The sequence below is a fragment of the Nostoc sp. genome (assembly GCF_036917975.1).
In the GTDB taxonomy this organism is placed as follows: Bacteria; Cyanobacteriota; Cyanobacteriia; order Cyanobacteriales; family Nostocaceae; genus Nostoc.
The window spans coordinates 48,151-65,579 of the sequence record NZ_JBALEJ010000038.1 but is presented as its reverse complement, the minus strand read 5'-3'; the positions used below and the strand labels follow the sequence as shown (position 1 = coordinate 65,579).

Below are 17,429 nucleotides of genomic sequence, written 5' to 3'. Positions count from 1 at the left end.
AAAAAATTAGTTTTAATGTTTAGGAAAATTTCGGAGTAAATAGCCAAATACAGCTAAATTCAATACAAAAACCAATACTTTTATCAGAGATATTCCCCGAATTAATTCATAAATCTCTGGTGGAATACTGATACCGACAAGCACCAATACCAAGACGTGTGCCCAACGCTTTTCGTACCATAAACCAACGGCTTCAATAGCCGTAACGATAGCATAGATTCCTGATCCAATACCACTAAATGCTAGAGTTCTAGGATTTAAATTAGTAACTTTCCTTAAAACCCAATCAATAATTATCGATTTACTTTCTAAAACATAGTCGTCTGAAAATATCTCTAGAGTTTGATAATTTTTTAATGTCAATAATAAAGCAATCGAAGTAACCATAAGCAGCAAGGCGGCAAATGATTTATAAAGAACAATTGCCACTAACCCCAATGGACGCTTTTCCAAACAACCCCCTAAGTATATTAAGTCAAAAATTAATTAGCTGGCTTTGGATTATGCCAACTCAGACGCTTATTGTAGCAGGAGTTGATGGAAGCATCTCACCTTTGCATATTCCTTAAATCACTGACAATATGTCATTGCGTTGGCGTAAGCCTTCCAGCAGGGTATGCAACGAAGTGGATGTACTCCTTTGGAGAACCCACAGGGTAGCGATCGCAAAGCTTTGGGATTGCTGCGCTCCCCTCGCAATGATAAACCTCGTTTCCCGCTAGAGGCGGGAAACGAGATATATGTCTAAAAGCTTGTTCTAGACTGGCTTTTACCTTCAGTTGACACCTAGCTTAATAGCTACCAATAGAGTGTAGCAACGCTATTTAGCGTCGAACTTGCTTAGAGATATCTTTGCCTGTCTGCGCTGCACTTTCCCCTACATCACTAGCAGTTTTTTGAGCGCCTTCTACATACCCAGATCCGAATTGTTTAAAGGCTTCTGCTGACTCTTCACCAATTTTTTGAAGTCGTTTTCCAGGAGAACCTTCCGTTTCACGAGCTTCTTTATTCCACTCGCCTATTGTTTTTGGTCTTTGAGAATCATCTTGCTGTACCTGTTCGCGAACTCTTTCACCTAAGGCTTTGTCGTTGTGCCCATAACCAACATTCGTTGTCAGCATTACAAAACCAGCTAGGACAACAGCCAACAAACTTTTTGTCTGAAGTCCTTTAAGCAAGGAACTGATGTGACTAATAGTCCGAGAAATCAAATTTGTCATGCCAATTAGCTTGTTTTTTTGAAGTACAAATAAACATTAACTATAAAAAAGTGATTATCCTTCTAACAAAAGGCATATCTCAGTTATGAAAAGTATTAGATGAGACTATGCCAATCATCTGAGAACAAATTAACTAAATCAAACCATAGGATTTCTGTATGTCAACTGTTTTCATATATTGTATTGCTTGACTTTGACATCACCTAAGCGAGAGAAATTGGTCTACTGAATGTTGATGATTGACTCAAACACGATTTTCTGAGTGAAAATAGACCAATCCACACCCCAAATATCTCGTTGTCTACTGACCGTCTTTAAATAATTCTTGTTCACATTCCAAGGCAAACGACTAAGTTATGCTGCGATCGCTTGTTAACATGCATCGAGATCGCATCGGAGGTAGCGATCGCTAACGATAACCCAGAACGCTGACAGGTAATCTTCCGACTGCCGTCCCCATCAAGGTTAAAACGGAGAAAATAAATTCTGGGTTATCAGGGGTAGGACAACCTGGCCAGAATCTTCTTCAAGTCACACTATAATCTATTCTTAGTAGGGATCACAATCATTGAGAAATAAGGTACTTCGGCTGGATCAACTTCATCTAGGGGAATGATGCGTTGCTGTGATGTTGATGCCCGCTCAATATATCTCGCCCGTGATGCTAGCCCTAATTTGTGCAGGATGTCTCGTACTTTGGTAAAGTGACGACCTAGTTTCATAATCGCGGCGGCATCAGTCATCAGTAGATGTGTGGTTAGTTCTTCTGCTGGCAATGGGGCGGGTAGAACTGTGAGGATATCGGTGTAATAGGTGAAAGGTACACCCAAAGCTACTGGACAAGCCATCAGTGAGGAAACTCCGGGGACAACTTCTGTTTCGTATTGGTCACATAACCGCGTGAACAGGTACATGAAGGAACCATAGAAAAATGGATCGCCCTCGCACAGCACCACGACATCTCGACCGGCGGCTAAATGGTTGGCGATTGGTTGAATTTCCTGGTCATAAATAGATTTTGCCTTTTCTGGTTCCAAAGCGCGGGGGAGGTGAAATAGCACCTCGATTTGATTGCCAGGAAGATACTGCGCTACGATCGCTCTAGCGATACTTTGTTTATCTGTGGCTGATTGATAAGCTACCACAGGAGCCGCACGTAATAGCCGCAGCGCTTTTAGAGTCAATAGTTCTGGATCGCCTGGGCCGACACCAATTCCATAAAGACGACCTTTGGGTTGCATATTCATTCTTCCTCCGTTGCCAGGGCGTTTACTGCTGCTGCCGCGATCGCACTTCCACCGCGCCGACCGTGTAAGGTTAAAAATGGTACATTCCTGCTGTCTGCTGCCAATGCTGCTTTCGATTCGGCTGCACCGACAAACCCCACTGGAAAGCCCAGGATAATCGCAGGTTTGGGCATTCCTTCATCGAGCATTTCTAACAGTCGGAATAGGGCTGTGGGGGCATTGCCAATTGCGATTACCGATCCTTCGAGGTGCGATCGCCATAATTCTAAAGCTGCCGCCGACCTTGTAGTGCCCATACTCTGAGCAAGTTCTGGCACTTCTGGCTCGTTGAGAGTGCAGATAACTTGATTGTTTGCAGACAACCGCCGTCTGGTAACGCCATCGGCAACCATTCGGCAATCGCAGAGAATTGGCGCTCCTGCTGCCAGTGCTGTCCTTGCGGATTGTACTGCTGTTGGTGAATATCCCAAGTCTGTGACAATATCCGTCATTCCACAGGCGTGAATCAGACGCACGGCAACTTTTGCTACATCTGACGGTAGCACATCTAGGTTTGCTTCTGACCGGATGATTGCAAAGGAATTGCGGTAAATTTCGTTGGCATCTCGGATGTAATCGGGCATTCAATTTTGGATTTTAAATTTTGGATTGATTTGTTGGTTAATTATAGATACTTTCTTTTCACTAGAAGAATATCTAATTTAATTAACCGCAGAGGCGCAGAGAACACAGAGTAAGAGAAACGGAGGAATCAATCATCTGTATTTATCTGTGCTTATATCTTCTAAGTATTTATTAAATAACTGCTGTAATTGGGCTAGTGGATATCGATTAGCAAATTCCCCAAAGGACTCATCAGAATTTAAGCGTTGAATTTTATATACATATAGCATCTGCTCTATTAATGCAGGTAGTTCGGCAAAAGTTACATATTGATATAGTTTATGTCCGAATTTCTGCTTGTTGTCACCAACATAAATGTGATAGCCCTCTACAGTTTGATTATCAGTCTCAATGCTGACACCCAGGAGAGTAATATCACTTTTGCTATGCTGGGCACAAGACTTTTCGCAGCCGCTAAAGTGGATATTAACTGGGGAATCGAGAGTAACACGAGTTTCCAGATACTCTGCTAATGCCAACGCATGACTTTTAGTGTCTGTGGCAGAAGCGGCGCAACCCTTTTTTCCAGAACAGGCAACTAATGAACTCTTGATGTTGGTTGCAGAGAAATCTAATCCTAAGAAAGCAATTTCACTTTGGACATCAGCAACCCATTGCTGAGGAATATCTGTAAGGAGCAAATTTTGCCAAGGGGTTAGCCTGAGAGTTCCACTGCCGTATTTTGCTGCTAAATCTGCTAAACACCTTATCTGTCTACTCTCCAACCGCCTAAGGGGCAAGACGACACCAAGGTAAAATAAGCCTGGCTGACGTTGGGGATGGATGCCAATATGCTGATATTTCGCATCTGGCCGCTCCCCCAACCCCTCTCCTACAAGGAGAGGGGAGAATTTCTCCCCCTTCCCTTGCAGGGAAGGGGGTCGGGGGGTTAGGTCTTTTCTTTTTTCACTGTACAAAAGCGGGAAAGATAGACGCTGTTCAACTTCCTGGAGATAATTTTCACAACCCAAGGTGTTCAATAACTCTAAGAGACGTAGCCGCCGCTTACTCGTAATATGACTATGAGTTAGATAGACATCCGTCAAAGCTGCCAAGACGGGTAAACATTGCTCTGGTGATAGCAAAATTCCCGTATTACTGGGCGGTTGACCCTTCTCGCCAACACTGAGATAGAGGCGAAAATAAACATGATCATCAACTAAGACAGCTGCAAAGGTGATATCATTCAAGCGATCGCACACCCGAATTATCCCACCACCATCAAAGCAAACGCTAAATTTTGCCGACAGTCCCGAAAGCGCCGGGTGTGCTGCAATATAACTATCCCAACCTTGGACAAAAGGGCGAGTGTCGATTAATTCTTGGGGATCGATACCAGCAGTTGGACTGGTCATAATATTGCGGATGTGGTCTACAAGAGTATTGCTAGAACCCAATCCCATCATCTGTAGGTACTTCAGAACCTCAGCATTTATCCCTGTGCGGATTTCACGAATTTGTAGGTTAGCTCGATTAGTCACGTCTATATAGCCGCCACCATGCTGATCTGCTATATCTGCGATCGCACGGCACTGCTGACTACTAATAATTCCGCCTGGTATTCTAACGCGAGATAATATACCATCTGCGGCGGGTGTAGCATAAAACAAGCCGGGACAAGTGGCAAATCCAGAAAGCAAATTTAGAACTCCTTCCCCGTGCAACGCAGGGAGTAGACGGTGAGTGTGTCTTGAGGACATCCTGAGAGTTGGCATTCTGACTTGGGCGATCCCATCACAGCTGCGGCACAGTCCCGGAATTTCACCGGAGTTTCCCAACTCTCAGCTTTAGTAATTTAGATTTTGTTTAGGTTATGGATATCAACCAGACATCATCCAGATAATCATCTTACATTACTATAGCCATAAATTTTACCTGAGCTTATCTACTGCTGTGTTAAGGCTAGTGCGATCGTAAGGATCATTTCAGGCGATGCCTACAGCAAACCCTTTGGCTATGTAGGACATAGAAAAAGTCCCCAGCTTTAGGTTGCTAGGGACTAACTACTTTCGGCTCGTAAATTGATTGATTTACTGATTTAGCAGTCCGATAGCCATCTCAAGGTGCATTTTAGCTTTGTGCAAGTTCAATAAACTCTCTTGGTCGTATCGGTCAGGATAGCTCATAGCCTTGCCTTCTAAAGTTATCCGAATTAGTGCCGCTTGTTCATCAGTGGGGGAGTTCATCTCATCTACGATTCCTTCGAGGAATTGAATAACACTGAAGCCTGGTGATTTTAACCCTCTTCCTTGCCTTAATTGAGAGAGTGCTATCTGGGGAAATGCCATCAAGGTAACAATCCAACTAGTCTTGTACCCTCCATTCCCAGTAGACTTTAATCCGTAACGCCTGCATAAGTCTCTCAATTCAGCAGTGGTTTTGATTTCGAGTTCTGACCTTGTGAACATAAAATAGAATTACCCATTTGTAAAAGTGGTATCGGTGGATGCAAACTTTACCAGGGTGAACATCCACCAATTAAATATTTTCCACTGGTAGGCATGTGGTAAATATTATTATTTATATTTCTATACAAATGACTAAGAACAAGGGCAAGCCAGAGAATCTAAAACCGTTCACTACAGACAGAGAAGAACCATTAACCGAAAGATTAAATTTACGTATCACTAAGACAATGAAAGAGGAAGTGCAGCAACAAGACGACCCTCCTGAGTTTTGCAGAGAAGCTATTCAAAAAGCACTGGATGAGAAAAAAGGGAAGTAGTTGCCTCGTTCCCAGTCTCCGACTGGGAATGCTCTTCGTTGAGGCTTCGCCTCTCTTACTGGCGGCAGAGCCACCAGGAGCAGCATTTCCAGCCTCCGGCTGGAAACGAAGTTTTAAAAAGTACTTTCCTACGAGTTCATCTAAAAGGCAAGGATCATTTCAGGCGATGCCTACAGCAAACCCTTTGGCTATGAGTGGTATCGGTGGTGAACTGTTTTGACAGACGCGAACACCACCGATTTAAAACTCTATCTATATGTTCACGTATCGTTCAAGCTATATTTACATCTCTCAACAATGCCTAACCCTAAAGGTAATCCAGAAAATTTAAAACCACTTAAGTCTGATAGAGAAGAACCGCTAACACAAAATCTTAATTTTCGTGTCACCGAAAAAATGAAGGAGGAGGTAAAGGCACAAGACGACCCTCCTGAGTTTTGCAGAGAAGCTATTCAGAAAGCACTGGATGAGAAAAAAGGGAAGTAGTAAAAGTTGTTGGAGTTTAGTAGAGTTGCAAAAAAATTGTAGGTTGGGGAGCCACTGCGTTCATTGGTGTCAACTTAAGCTGGAAATAGCTTAACTGTTGGCTTCCATGCCCGCCCGGAAATAAATAAATGAGTAATGAGTAATAAGTAATACCCATTACTTATTACTTCAAAAATAAATTTCCGGGCTAGTAGGCTAAAGTCTACTGAAGTAGACTGGAGATTTTTGGCGATATTTAGTCATCTTCAGATGACTTTCGCTATTATACGGGAATTTCAATTCCCGGCGAACAAGCGGTTTCACGTTAAGTTGACACCAATGCACTGCGTTGCGCGGGTTAAGAGCGTTGTAGCAAGTGGCGTTGGAGGCTTTGCCAAAGCCAACATCCTGATATATGTTGGGTTGCGCTCCGCTCCACCCAACCTACTGGCGTGGCAAGGCTAAAATAGTGCATTAGAAAATTCTTGGGGGATGGGCGTATCGCCCGTCCGTGGCGGGTAAGATACCCGCCCCACAAGAAAATTTATTGCAACATTTTCGCCTTGTCACGCTACTACCTCGTCAAGTGCAGATGTACGCGCAAAATTCCTTGAATTACCTCTTGTACAGCTTCTTTACTCAAGCTGCCATCTACCCGAACAATTCGTGAGGGATGGGATGCTGCTAAATGTGCATATCCTTGCTGAACGCGGCGATGAAAAGCGATCGCTTCTTGTTCAATGCGGTCTAATCCTACTTGGTCTGAGAGTTTGCGGGAAAGTCCGACTTCGACATCGACATCTAGCCAAATAGTTAGATCGCTTTCTAAACCACCAGTAGCAATATTGTTCAGCTGATTGATTAAACTGATGTTCAGACCGCGACCATATCCTTGGTAGGCAATGGTAGAGTCAGTGTAGCGATCGCATAAAATATATTTCCCAGCTGCGAGATTTGGTTTGAGTTCTTGTTCAACGTGTTGCGATCGGTCAGCAGCATACAATAAGAGTTCTGTCACTTCTGCAACTGGTTTATCTTCTGACTTTTCTAGTAGCAAGCGCCGAAGATGTACACCTAACTCTGTTCCCCCTGGTTCACGAGTTACCACCACAGAAACACCGAGACTTTCCAACCACTCAGAACAAAGCTGCATTTGGCTGGTTTTGCCACAGCCTTCCACCCCTTCAAATACAATTAATTTGCCACCCATGCTTTTTTGTTCGCTGCAATAAACTGATTCGCTGACGTTTGATCAAGAATAACGCGAAGTGTAAAATATTAAACTGCGATCGCAATTGCAGTTTATGATTCAATACAGTTCAGATAAGACCAAAACACTTGTAGAGACGGCGATTTATCGCGTCTTTAAAACTCGAAAACTACGATTTAGTTGCCTGAAAATTGCCGTAACTGAGACGGTATAGTATCTCGCCAGCCTTCGGCACAAGTAAAATGCCTTCATCCTCTCGATTAGCCCATTCTGTCGGTTGAATAGTAGCCGGATCACGATAGTTTAAGTTATGAGCAGCACAGCGTTCAGCAGAAATGCCAGTAGCTAAAGTAACACGAATCCGCGCTTGTTCTCCTTCTATCGGATCAAAAGTACCCATCCCTTTTAAGTGAGTACTATGGGCCAGCACTCCAGCAGGATAGTCTTGAAATTTATGCCACTGTTTGAGAAAGTAATCCCGCACATGATAGCCAACTTCGGATAAAATTTCGCCGTGTGTATAGCTAAACTCGGTAATGTGAGGAGCATATATAATTACTTCGCCTCCGTCAGCTACTACTGGCTCTAGCTTGTACATTCCTTTAGCTGCTGTCCAGATGTCATCATACATTTGGGGCATGACTGAAAGCACTTGTTTAAAAGGCCGATCTACATATTTAATATGCAGTTTAGCTGATAATTTTGCAGCATCTTCCCAGGCTGACTCTGGTTGATCTATATAGAGTCCAGCTAGCTGATTTGTTTTCGGTGCGACTACCATCGCTAAACAAAGTTTTGGCGTAGAAATCAGGTTAGCGGCTCGGTTAATCAAACGCCGGACTGGTGTTATTCCCAGCGTGCCAATAATTTCATAACAGGTGATTAAAGCACCTAACCAGTGGGAGAGATTAATTACTTCTTGACCACCAATACCAGGGAAAAAATATTTATTTCCACCAGAAAAACCGACAACTTCATGGGGGAAAACTGGGCCACAAATTACAATCAAATCGTATTCTGTTACCAGCTTATTAATCCGCACATCAACTTTCTGATGCAGCATTCCACTACTAATTTCTGCTATCTCGTCTGCCGAAATTACTCCACAGGAAATAAAGGTATCTGGATTATTCCAAAGGTGGTTAAAGATGCGATTTTTTTTAAAAGTTGTCTCTCGCTCCTCCGATGTTACTCCTACCAAGTGATTGATTTGTTCTTCACTCATGGGATTATGTGTACCCAGGGCAATTAAAAAATCCAAAGCCGCTACCCTTTTACTCAACTCTTGATGAAGCAATCGAAACATTTGCGGGATGGGAGCAGTGCGGGTACTATCTGGAATTAACACCAAGATGCGCTGTCCATCTAACTTTGGGTCTGCTAAAGCTTGATGAACTAGCCCAGAAACTTGCTCATCTGAAAGTGTCCCGTTATTTACGGCTAGTGAATACATGATTAAACTCCACTGTAGATACTAAATCCACCATCTACCGGCACGACTACCCCGTTAACAAAACTAGAACCAGCACTACATAACCAAATCAAGGTGCTAAGTAATTCATCTGGTTTTCCGAAACGTCCGGCAGGGGTATGGTCAATGATTTTTTGCCCGCGAACGGTCAAGCTACCATCGGAATTTAGGAGTAAATCTCGATTTTGTTCGCCAATAAAAAAACCTGGTGCGATCGCATTTACTCGCATTCCATCACCATACTTTTGGGCGAGTTCTACGGCTAACCAGCGAGTAAAGTTATCTATCCCAGCCTTAGCCGCTGAGTAGCCAACCACCCGACTAATCACCCGAATGGCAGACATAGAAGAAATATTGATAATGCAACCGTGGGGTTGACTTCTTTCCACCATTGCTTGACCAAAAACCTGACAAGGTAGGAGAGTCCCAACTAAGTTGAGGCTAACTACTTCCTCAAAAGCTGCATGTGGCATATCAAAAATAGTCGCATCAGCAGTAATTGTGGCAGCCGGAATATTACCACCAGCCATATTTACCAAGATATCTATTTCACCCCAACGCTGTATAATAACATCCCTAGCGATTTCTAATTGGGAGCGATCGCTAACATCGGCTACCACAGCAATACTTTCTCCACCATTAGCAGTAATCTCAGCCACCACCGCCCCCGCCCTAACTTCATTGCGACCCAAAACAACAACTCGCGCTCCCGCTAGAGCCAAACCCCTTGCCATAGCCCCACCAAGCACACCAGAACCACCAGTAACTACCGCAACCCGCTCCTTCAAACTAAAAAGTTTACTCAAAATCAACTCAGCCATCACCCATTCCCCCTCTCTGCGTACCTCTGCGCTTCCCTCCGCGCCCCTTTGCGTTTTCAATTCCCCTCAAACTTATAAGCAACCTTAGCGAGGTCATAAGCCAAAGCACGAGCCATTTCATACCCTTCTTCCTCCTCAACCAACCCCCGTGCAACCAATCCAGCCAACCAATTACAAGCTACCCGCCGCCAAACATTATGACGAGCCGGAATCGAAACAAAAGCCCGCGTATCATCATTAAATCCAGCAGTATTATAAATTCCCGCAGTTTCCATTACCTGATTGAAATAACGCTCCATACCATTTAGGCTGTCATGAAACCACCAAGGCGGCCCAAGCAATACAGTAGGATAATGACCAGCTAACGGAGCCATCTCGCGGCTATAAGCGCTTTCATCCATACCAAAAATGATTAAATGGAAGCACGGATCGTTACCATAAGCTGACAACAACGGACGCAGATTTTGAGTCCACTCTATTTTTATGGGAATATCAGCACCTTTATCAGCTCCAAATCTCTCAAATAAAGCCGGGTTATGGTTACGCATCACACCGCAATGCATTTGCATTACCAAGCCATCTTCTACACTCATCCGCGCCATTTCCATGAAAATATGACCGGTAAAATTTTCGACATCCCCTGGATTCAGCTTGCTGGTTAATGCTCTTGCAAAGATAGCTTCAGCTTCTTGGTCAGAAAGACGTGTAGTATAAGGTGTAGCTGCACCTTGATCGGTAGCTGTCGCGCCCATTTTTTTAAAGAAAGCTCGACGTTCTTCTAAAGCTTGCACAAAATTGGCATAAGTGTTAATTTCTCTACCGATACTGCTTTCTAACTTGCTAAGATTTTCCCGCCAACCAGGAGCATCCAGATTAACCACTGCATCGGGACGAAAAGTTGGTCTAATTTGAGTAAAACCTTCTTCGTGGAGCGATCGCTGATTCTCTAGGTTATCACTGGCGGCATCGGTAGTACAAAGCACTTCGATATTAAAGCGTTTGAATAAAGCACGAGGGGAAAACTCAGGTAAAGCTAACAAACCTTCTAGACAATCATAAATATATCTTGCATTGCGAGAATTTAAAGGCTCATCCACCCCAAAGACGTTAGTTAGTTCCTCTTTCAGCCACAACCCAGAGGGAGTACCCTGGAATAGATAAAAATGGTCAGCGAACAATTGCCAAATTTTGCGGTGATCGGTTTCTACTGGTGAACCATCATTAGTAGGTATGCCCAAAGCTTGCAGAGATACGCCCTGACTGTATAGCATCCGCAAAAGGTAGTGGTCAGGGATAATCAGTAAATCCGTTGGTGAACCAAAACGGGCTGCGGGATTAGCTAACAAAGCTGGATCTACGTGTCCGTGTGGACAAACTAGAGGTAACGCAGATATGCTGTCAAAAAATTGATGGGCTAGTCGTCTTTGAACTGGTTCTGGAGAAAAGCAGCGATCGGGAGATAAACTCGGTTTTTTGGTTAACATATTTTTGTCCGATTAAAGTTTTTAGTGTTGCTGAGTGCAAATAAGAATGATGAATCAATTCAAAATTCAAAATTCAAAATTCAAAATTAAAGACAGCCACCCACAAGGGGTGGGGTTTCTACCTACCTTGGGAAACAATGATTCTTTCGCGCCACTTGCGGGCGAGGTTTTAAACCTCACTTCTTTTCATGAAATTATTTAATTAATTTAGTACTACTACCACGCTCTACTAAAAAAGGAGATAAAACACGGTTTTCCACAGTTTTTTCTTCTATTAAATCGAGTAACATTTGCATGGCATAGCCACCAATTTCTAACATTGGCTGACTAACTGTGGTCAGCGCCGGCGTAACGTAATTGCCCAAAGCAATACCATCAAATCCGACCAGACTTAAATTTCGCGGTACTAAAATACCTAATTCTCGGCAAGCTAACAGAGCGCCAACTGCTACCATATCGTTGTAACAAAAGATGCCTGTAACTTCCGCAGCCAATAGTTTAGCAAGCATATTTTGCCCAGTGGCAACATCGCTTCTTCTGATATTATATTCATCACTAATTGAAACCCAATCAGTATTTTGTGGAATACCAGCTTCCGCAAGTGCCATTTGATATCCTTCTAGGCGCTGCTGGTTTGATCTACTGCGATCGCCTACACCCAGATAACCAATGGCAGTATGTCCCAGACTAATTAGATGCTCTGTAGCTAACTTAGCACCTAAGCGATCGTCTATTTCTACTGAGTGAAATATTTCCGATTGATCTTCGGTCTGGCTATTAATCAGAACCGTTGGCACAGCAATTTGTGTGAGTTGCTTGATATGCTGCTTACTAATTCGTGAGTCGGCTACTAAGATCCCATCCACCCTGCGGCGATGAAAAGTATCAATAGCTGCCATTTCCTGATCAAAATCTCGGTGTGAAGCACTCAATAAAACACTCAAGCCTGCTGGTCTGGCTATCTTCTCGATTCCCTCTACTACCTCTGCAAAAAAAGGATCTGAAATTGAAGTTACTACCACACCAATGGTATTAGTACGTTTATTTTGCAAGCTTTGAGCAATAGCATTCGGCACATAGCTCATTTCCTGCGCCAGTCGCTTAATTTCTTCTCGCACTTTCGGGCTAATTAGAGCATTATCTCGCAAAGCACGTGAAACGGTAGAATGAGAAACGCCTGCCCTGCGGGCAATATCTTCAATGGAAATTCTTCGTTTATTCATTATTTTATCTTAGCTTTTAAATATTGCACACGTGTGCATTTTGTATGTATTATAGAAAATAATCGTTATTTGTCAAGAGATTTTAATACAACTCACATTTTAGATGGAAAGGAGTTAAAAGTCCTGACTTTTACCTCTGTTCATAATTACAACTACAAATTAGGAATTAGTTAAACTTTTATTAAGAAAAAAATGATTATTATCGTAATGGGTGTATCTGGTTCTGGGAAAACTACCATCGGAAAACTGCTAGCAGACTCCTTAGACTGGGAGTTTAGCGACGCTGATTCTTTCCACTCGCCAGAGAATATTGAGAAAATGCGGTGTGCTATCCCTCTGAGTGAAGCTGATAGGATACCTTGGTTACAAGATTTGCAAACAGCTATTAAACACTGGCTACAAGAAAATAAAAATGTGGTGTTGGCGTGTTCCGCTTTAAAAGATAGCTATCGGCAATTTTTGGTATTGGATAGCGTTTGCATCAAACTAGTTTACCTCAAAGGGTCTTATGAGTTGATTCAAATGCGGTTGCAAGAGCGTAGCAATCATTACATGAGTGAAAAACTACTCGACAGCCAGTTTTATACTCTTGAAGAACCATTAGACGCTCTATGTATTGATGTTGCACAGCCACCCCAGATAATTGTCCAAAATATTAGAGCGGCTTTGGAAATCTAGCTTATCGGTGACAACCGTAATATTAAGATTAATCACGTATCTACGAAAACATGAACTTTTGGCAACTAAATCACATCAGATGTAAGTCTAAAGAGATATCAAAGCAACCACATTAAGAAGAGTGGTAGGAGAAAACTAGTGTTTTTAAGACTAGCGCAACAACATCGAGAATTCGTCCAAGACTTGGTAATGAGCCTGCAAGCCTTGACAATTGTACTTGAACGGCGTGGTTACACTGCGTCATGTTATACATGCGGCGACCAAATGAAGAGTGCTTCATTTATGGTTAGCCTCAGAGAAAAGCACCTGATTCGATTTTTAGTCTCTGATTACGGGATTACTTGGATGGAATTGTGGGACGATCGCGAATTAATGAAGTTGGAAGGTGCAGAAGCAATAAACCAACTGCAAGAGTTAGCTAATCTTGTCAAGTATTCGACAGCTATACAATTAATAAAATAATTAACGACTCCCTTGGCTGAATTCTACAAAAAAATTAGCATAGTTTATGCACACGTGTGTAAGACAAAAGATAAACTTATATTTTTAACAAGGTTTATGTACACGTGTGCATAAACCGATAATCATGCCATTTTCAAAAATCTATCCAACATAGAGACGTACATTTGTACGCCTCTACCTGATATCTTGCACTCTTACACTGGAAGTCCCGGCTACACAGGCAAAACCCGCCTGCGCGGGTTGAAAACCTTGATTTTGCATTAGTCCGCGTAGGCGGACTTTGTTTGTATAGCCGCGATTTCTAATCGCCAGGGCTAGATGCAAGACATGAGTCTACCCAGTGTTGCTGAGTCGAGGTATGAATTTGGATGTAGAGACGTTGCAATGCAACGTCTCTACAAGGATTTTGAAATAACGCAAAATTATTTTTCACGCAATCAGCAACGCCCCTCTACCCATGTATTTGTAGATGAAGCGGTGACAACTCTCACCAGTCAATCATGCACAGGCATCCAAAGACGAAAAGAAACTTAACACATATTCTTGCACACGTGTGCAAGAATTAAAGAATAAGTCTAATAAAGGTCTTGCACACCTGTGCATAAAAGGAATGTAAAAGTATTATTTAACAAATCAACAAGTAAGAAAATATGTCGCAAACTCTAAATCATGTAGTTGCTCAAGTTCAAAAAAATCCCTTACATTCCTTAGAAGAATGGGAAGAAGACTTACTGAATCGCTATCCCGATCCAGAAAACATAGTTAAAGAAGGTAAAGCCACTGAAGAATACAGAAATTACGAAACGACTATTAGAGATACGGTAAAAGAGTTTTATCGGTTAAATCATATTAATCAAACGTATGATTTTGTACTTCAGAAAGAAAAAGAATTTTTGAAGTTTGATAAAAAAGAAATGTCTGTTTGGGATGCGGTCGAATTTTTGAATCAATTGGTTGATGATTCCGATCCTGATACAGACATGGATCAATTACAGCATCTATTGCAAACATCAGAAGCCATTCGCGCCGATAGTCATCCTGACTGGATGGTACTTACTGGCTTCTTTCACGATATGGGGAAAGTACTTTGTCTGTTTGGTGAGTCTCAATGGGCTACTGTTGGCGATACTTATCCTGTAGGTTGTGCATTTTCTGATAAAATTGTTTTCTCCGAATTCTTCAAAGAAAATCCTGATTATCAGAACCCCGACTACAACACTAAATATGGCATTTATGAGCCTAACTGTGGATTGAGTAATATACACATGTCATGGGGGCATGATGAGTATTTTTATCAGATGATGAAAAACTATTTGCCCGAACCTGCATTGTATATGCTTCGCTATCACTCATTTTATCCTCAACATCGTGAAAATGCTTATGAACATTTGATGGATAAACATGATAAAGAAATGTTTAAATGGGTGAAGTTATTTAATCCCTACGATTTGTATTCAAAAAACCCTATTCCTCCTGATTGGCAGAAATTAAAACCATACTATGAAGATTTGGTGGCTAAATATTTACCCGCAACGTTAAAGTTTTAAGCTGCTTGAAGAAGAATTCAGGAGTCAGAATTCAGGAGTCAGAATCAAGACACGCCGATCGAATACTCGCTACCGCTACGCTATCGCAGACGGGAGCATCCCACTTTTTCAAAATCTAACAATCTTATGTCATTGCGAGGAGGGACGACGAAGCAATCCCAGGCGTTGCGATTGCTTCGTTCCTCGCAATGACATGTTAAATTTTATTATTTCATCGAATAATAAAAACTGGGATGCACCCTCGCAGACTCGCTAACACTGCACTATCCACCAGTCATACAGAATACCCAACTGAATTCTGACTCCTGAATTCTGTTTGATAACAAATAAATACGCTTGCCAAGCAGATTTGAGTTAATTTAAAAAATCTAATTAAAAGATATTTACATTTCTCAAAATCTGGCATTCACAGTCAAAGATTTCCCTACTATAACAATATCTTTTTGAAGGGTATTGATTGAGAACTGTTAAAAACTTTAACATTGAACAAAAATTTGAATAGGCGAATTTATGCAGATGCTTTGCAATGAAGACTTTAGGTTATGTAGAGAGATTTCAACTCTTTTTTGTTTGTAAAGTTCAATAAACAAAATTAATTTTTTCACTGGAGCGATATAAAATGAGACAAGTCAAAACAAATAAGATTTACAAGTTTAATAAAACTAATTTTTGGCAGTTTCACGTAAAAGCTGTTTTCAGACTACGCACTACTGAATTATTTTCGCCAGAAAATAATGTGATTATTTGAAGTAGTGTAATGTTCATGGCTTTGCTTTAAAAACAAAACATCTAGTTTCGTGAAACTAACAGTAATAACTCCAATTGGGTCAGATTAGAAGCAATACAGTTCAGATAGAGCAACAAAACACTTGTAGAGACGGCGATTTATCGCGTCTCGAAAACCCAAAATTGTTGCCAGTAGCCCTTAACGAACCGTATTGAAATTAGAAGACCTTTGGAGTTGAAATTCCAAAATCTAGTAACATCACTAAGCAGGTCTAAAGTTTTCAGACCTAGTTCATATTCTGCTGACCTTTATCAAATTTAAATACGTTGTTAGAAATAGATGAATATGAAGAGAATTACGCTGATAGTTGGCATATTAGGTTTCGCGGTTGTTGGTTGCACAAATGGCGCTTCAAATAGCGACACTGCTACTAATAATACTAAGAAGGCTACTAATATAAGTGCAGAGAGTCTTAGTAATCCAAATAAAAAATTGCAAACAATCGGCGTTGCTTTGGGTGACTTAGGCAATCCCTTCTATAATGCAGTGCAGAATGGCGCTGAGACAGAAGCCCAGAAAATCGGGGGTAATATCAGAGTTAATGCGGTTTCCAGTGCTTTTGATCTGAACCAACAAAGCAACCAAATCGAAAACTTTACTGCTGCGAAGACTGATTTAATTATCCTTAGCGCTGTTGATAAAAAAGGAGTTAAACCCGTAATTGACCAAGCAAGGCTTGCAGGTAGAGTTGTGATTGCAGTAGATTCAGCCGTTGATGCAGATGTAGATGCAATGATTAGTTCCAACAATATCCAAGCTGGTGAGGTTGCTTGCCAATATATTGGCGATCGCCTCAAAGGTCAAGGTAGTGTAGTCATCCTCAACGGTACGCCAATGGACTCAATCAATCAGCGAGTGAGTGGCTGTGAGAAATCATTGTCCAAATATCCTAATATCAAACTGATCTCTAAAGACCAAAACGCCGAAGGGACAAGGGATGGAGGATTGAGAGTCATGAGTGATTTGCTGACAACCTTTCCCAAAATTGATGCCGTTTTTGCCACCAACGACCAAAGCGGTGTCGGCGCAGATTTAGCAGCGAGACAAGCAAAACGTAAAGAATTTTTTATTGTTGGGGTTGATGGATCGCCAGATGCAACCAAAGCAATGGAGGATAAAGACGGTGTATTTGCTGCAACTGCTGCTCAAAATCCCGCAGGGATGGCCCAAAAAGCAGTTCAGATTGGCAACGATATCATCCAGGGTAAAAAACCTGAGTCACCAAATATTCTGATTCCAGTCAACTTGGTTACTAGAGAGAACCTCAGCAGCTACAAAGGCTGGTAATTTGTAATTCGTAATTCGTAATTCGTAATTCGTAATTACAAGATACGGAAAAAGACTTGATACAGGAAGATTGCAATACTCGATCCTGTTTTTTTAATACATCGTTTTCAAATTTGGTGTAAGTAAAAATGACTTCTAG

General features: G+C 41.9%; 21 protein-coding genes and 1 riboswitch. Of the genes, 10 read left to right on the top strand and 11 right to left on the bottom strand.

The genetic code is table 11. From position 1 onward, the window contains the following. Window positions 1–12: 12 nt before the first annotated feature. Entirely contained in the window at window positions 13–453 is a 441-nt protein-coding gene (locus V7K76_RS17070) for a DUF2127 domain-containing protein (protein WP_334778565.1), read from the bottom strand. A 163-nt stretch (window positions 454–616) separates the two neighbouring features. Between V7K76_RS17070 and V7K76_RS17065 the strand changes: the two genes are divergently transcribed. Beyond that, entirely contained in the window at window positions 617–748 is a 132-nt protein-coding gene (locus V7K76_RS17065; protein WP_334778564.1) for a hypothetical protein, read from the top strand. A gap of 76 nt (window positions 749–824) precedes the next feature. On the opposite strand, the gene V7K76_RS17060 is transcribed toward V7K76_RS17065, so the two are convergent. The 5 genes from V7K76_RS17060 to V7K76_RS17040 all read right to left on the bottom strand — a co-directional run bounded on the left by V7K76_RS17060 (window position 825) and on the right by V7K76_RS17040 (window position 5,538). Continuing rightward, a complete protein-coding gene (locus tag V7K76_RS17060; RefSeq protein WP_334778563.1) occupies window positions 825–1,220 on the bottom strand; it encodes a hypothetical protein in 396 nt (131 codons plus the stop codon). A 536-nt stretch (window positions 1,221–1,756) separates the two neighbouring features. Next, a complete protein-coding gene (locus V7K76_RS17055; protein WP_334778562.1) occupies window positions 1,757–2,461 on the bottom strand; it encodes a precorrin-2 C(20)-methyltransferase in 705 nt (234 codons plus the stop codon). Window positions 2,462–2,463: 2 nt separating this feature from the next. Then, window positions 2,464–3,090: a precorrin-8X methylmutase gene (locus tag V7K76_RS17050; protein ID WP_334778561.1), complete on the bottom strand. Its 627-nt coding sequence runs from the start codon at window positions 3,088–3,090 to the stop codon at window positions 2,464–2,466. Between the two features lie 132 nt (window positions 3,091–3,222). Further along, window positions 3,223–4,830 carry a precorrin-3B synthase gene (gene cobG, locus V7K76_RS17045; protein ID WP_442936779.1) on the bottom strand — a complete coding sequence of 536 codons (1,608 nt, stop codon included), beginning with the start codon at window positions 4,828–4,830 and terminating at the stop codon, window positions 3,223–3,225. A 1-nt stretch (window position 4,831) separates the two neighbouring features. After that, a riboswitch (adenosylcobalamin-variant (AdoCbl-variant) riboswitch) is annotated at window positions 4,832–4,915 on the bottom strand. 245 nt (window positions 4,916–5,160) lie between these two features. Then, complete coding sequence (locus tag V7K76_RS17040) at window positions 5,161–5,538, bottom strand: hypothetical protein (protein WP_334778558.1); 378 nt, start codon at window positions 5,536–5,538, stop codon at window positions 5,161–5,163. Window positions 5,539–5,666: 128 nt separating this feature from the next. Here V7K76_RS17040 and V7K76_RS17035 point away from each other — a divergent pair, with 128 nt between their 5' ends. The 4 genes from V7K76_RS17035 to V7K76_RS17020 all read left to right on the top strand — a co-directional run bounded on the left by V7K76_RS17035 (window position 5,667) and on the right by V7K76_RS17020 (window position 6,785). Beyond that, window positions 5,667–5,855 (top strand): hypothetical protein, encoded by a 189-nt coding sequence (locus tag V7K76_RS17035; protein ID WP_292750468.1) that lies wholly within the window; start codon window positions 5,667–5,669, stop codon window positions 5,853–5,855. Window positions 5,856–5,883: 28 nt separating this feature from the next. After that, entirely contained in the window at window positions 5,884–6,075 is a 192-nt protein-coding gene (locus V7K76_RS17030; RefSeq protein ID WP_334952442.1) for a hypothetical protein, read from the top strand. 77 nt (window positions 6,076–6,152) lie between these two features. Continuing rightward, window positions 6,153–6,341 carry a hypothetical protein gene (locus V7K76_RS17025; protein ID WP_094353117.1) on the top strand — a complete coding sequence of 63 codons (189 nt, stop codon included), beginning with the start codon at window positions 6,153–6,155 and terminating at the stop codon, window positions 6,339–6,341. A gap of 249 nt (window positions 6,342–6,590) precedes the next feature. Then, complete coding sequence (locus tag V7K76_RS17020; protein ID WP_334778556.1) at window positions 6,591–6,785, top strand: hypothetical protein; 195 nt, start codon at window positions 6,591–6,593, stop codon at window positions 6,783–6,785. Window positions 6,786–6,894: 109 nt separating this feature from the next. Here V7K76_RS17020 and tmk read toward each other — a convergent pair whose 3' ends face one another. The 5 genes from tmk to V7K76_RS16995 all read right to left on the bottom strand — a co-directional run bounded on the left by tmk (window position 6,895) and on the right by V7K76_RS16995 (window position 12,529). Then, window positions 6,895–7,530, bottom strand: coding sequence for a dTMP kinase (tmk, locus tag V7K76_RS17015; protein WP_334778555.1), 636 nt, complete (start codon window positions 7,528–7,530; stop codon window positions 6,895–6,897). Window positions 7,531–7,699: 169 nt separating this feature from the next. Beyond that, a complete protein-coding gene (locus V7K76_RS17010; protein ID WP_334778554.1) occupies window positions 7,700–8,983 on the bottom strand; it encodes a lactate racemase domain-containing protein in 1,284 nt (427 codons plus the stop codon). Between the two features lie 2 nt (window positions 8,984–8,985). Beyond that, the gene (locus tag V7K76_RS17005; RefSeq protein ID WP_334778553.1) at window positions 8,986–9,822 is read right to left on the bottom strand and encodes an SDR family oxidoreductase; all 837 of its coding nucleotides are present in this window, start codon (window positions 9,820–9,822) and stop codon (window positions 8,986–8,988) included. A 56-nt stretch (window positions 9,823–9,878) separates the two neighbouring features. Further along, a complete protein-coding gene (gene uxaC, locus V7K76_RS17000) occupies window positions 9,879–11,306 on the bottom strand; it encodes a glucuronate isomerase (RefSeq protein WP_334778552.1) in 1,428 nt (475 codons plus the stop codon). A 194-nt stretch (window positions 11,307–11,500) separates the two neighbouring features. After that, window positions 11,501–12,529 carry a LacI family DNA-binding transcriptional regulator gene (locus V7K76_RS16995; protein ID WP_334778551.1) on the bottom strand — a complete coding sequence of 343 codons (1,029 nt, stop codon included), beginning with the start codon at window positions 12,527–12,529 and terminating at the stop codon, window positions 11,501–11,503. Between the two features lie 192 nt (window positions 12,530–12,721). Between V7K76_RS16995 and V7K76_RS16990 the strand changes: the two genes are divergently transcribed. The 5 genes from V7K76_RS16990 (at window position 12,722) to V7K76_RS16970 (ending at window position 17,290) form a co-directional block, all read left to right on the top strand. Then, window positions 12,722–13,207, top strand: coding sequence for a gluconokinase (locus V7K76_RS16990; protein ID WP_334778550.1), 486 nt, complete (start codon window positions 12,722–12,724; stop codon window positions 13,205–13,207). Between the two features lie 138 nt (window positions 13,208–13,345). Beyond that, window positions 13,346–13,669 (top strand): DUF1815 family protein, encoded by a 324-nt coding sequence (locus V7K76_RS16985; RefSeq protein WP_334778549.1) that lies wholly within the window; start codon window positions 13,346–13,348, stop codon window positions 13,667–13,669. Window positions 13,670–14,053: 384 nt separating this feature from the next. After that, complete coding sequence (locus V7K76_RS16980; protein WP_334778548.1) at window positions 14,054–14,203, top strand: hypothetical protein; 150 nt, start codon at window positions 14,054–14,056, stop codon at window positions 14,201–14,203. A gap of 116 nt (window positions 14,204–14,319) precedes the next feature. Next, the gene (locus V7K76_RS16975; RefSeq protein WP_334952446.1) at window positions 14,320–15,216 is read left to right on the top strand and encodes an inositol oxygenase family protein; all 897 of its coding nucleotides are present in this window, start codon (window positions 14,320–14,322) and stop codon (window positions 15,214–15,216) included. A gap of 1,072 nt (window positions 15,217–16,288) precedes the next feature. After that, window positions 16,289–17,290 (top strand): ABC transporter substrate-binding protein, encoded by a 1,002-nt coding sequence (locus V7K76_RS16970; RefSeq protein ID WP_334778546.1) that lies wholly within the window; start codon window positions 16,289–16,291, stop codon window positions 17,288–17,290. The last annotated feature ends 139 nt before the right edge of the window (window positions 17,291–17,429 follow it).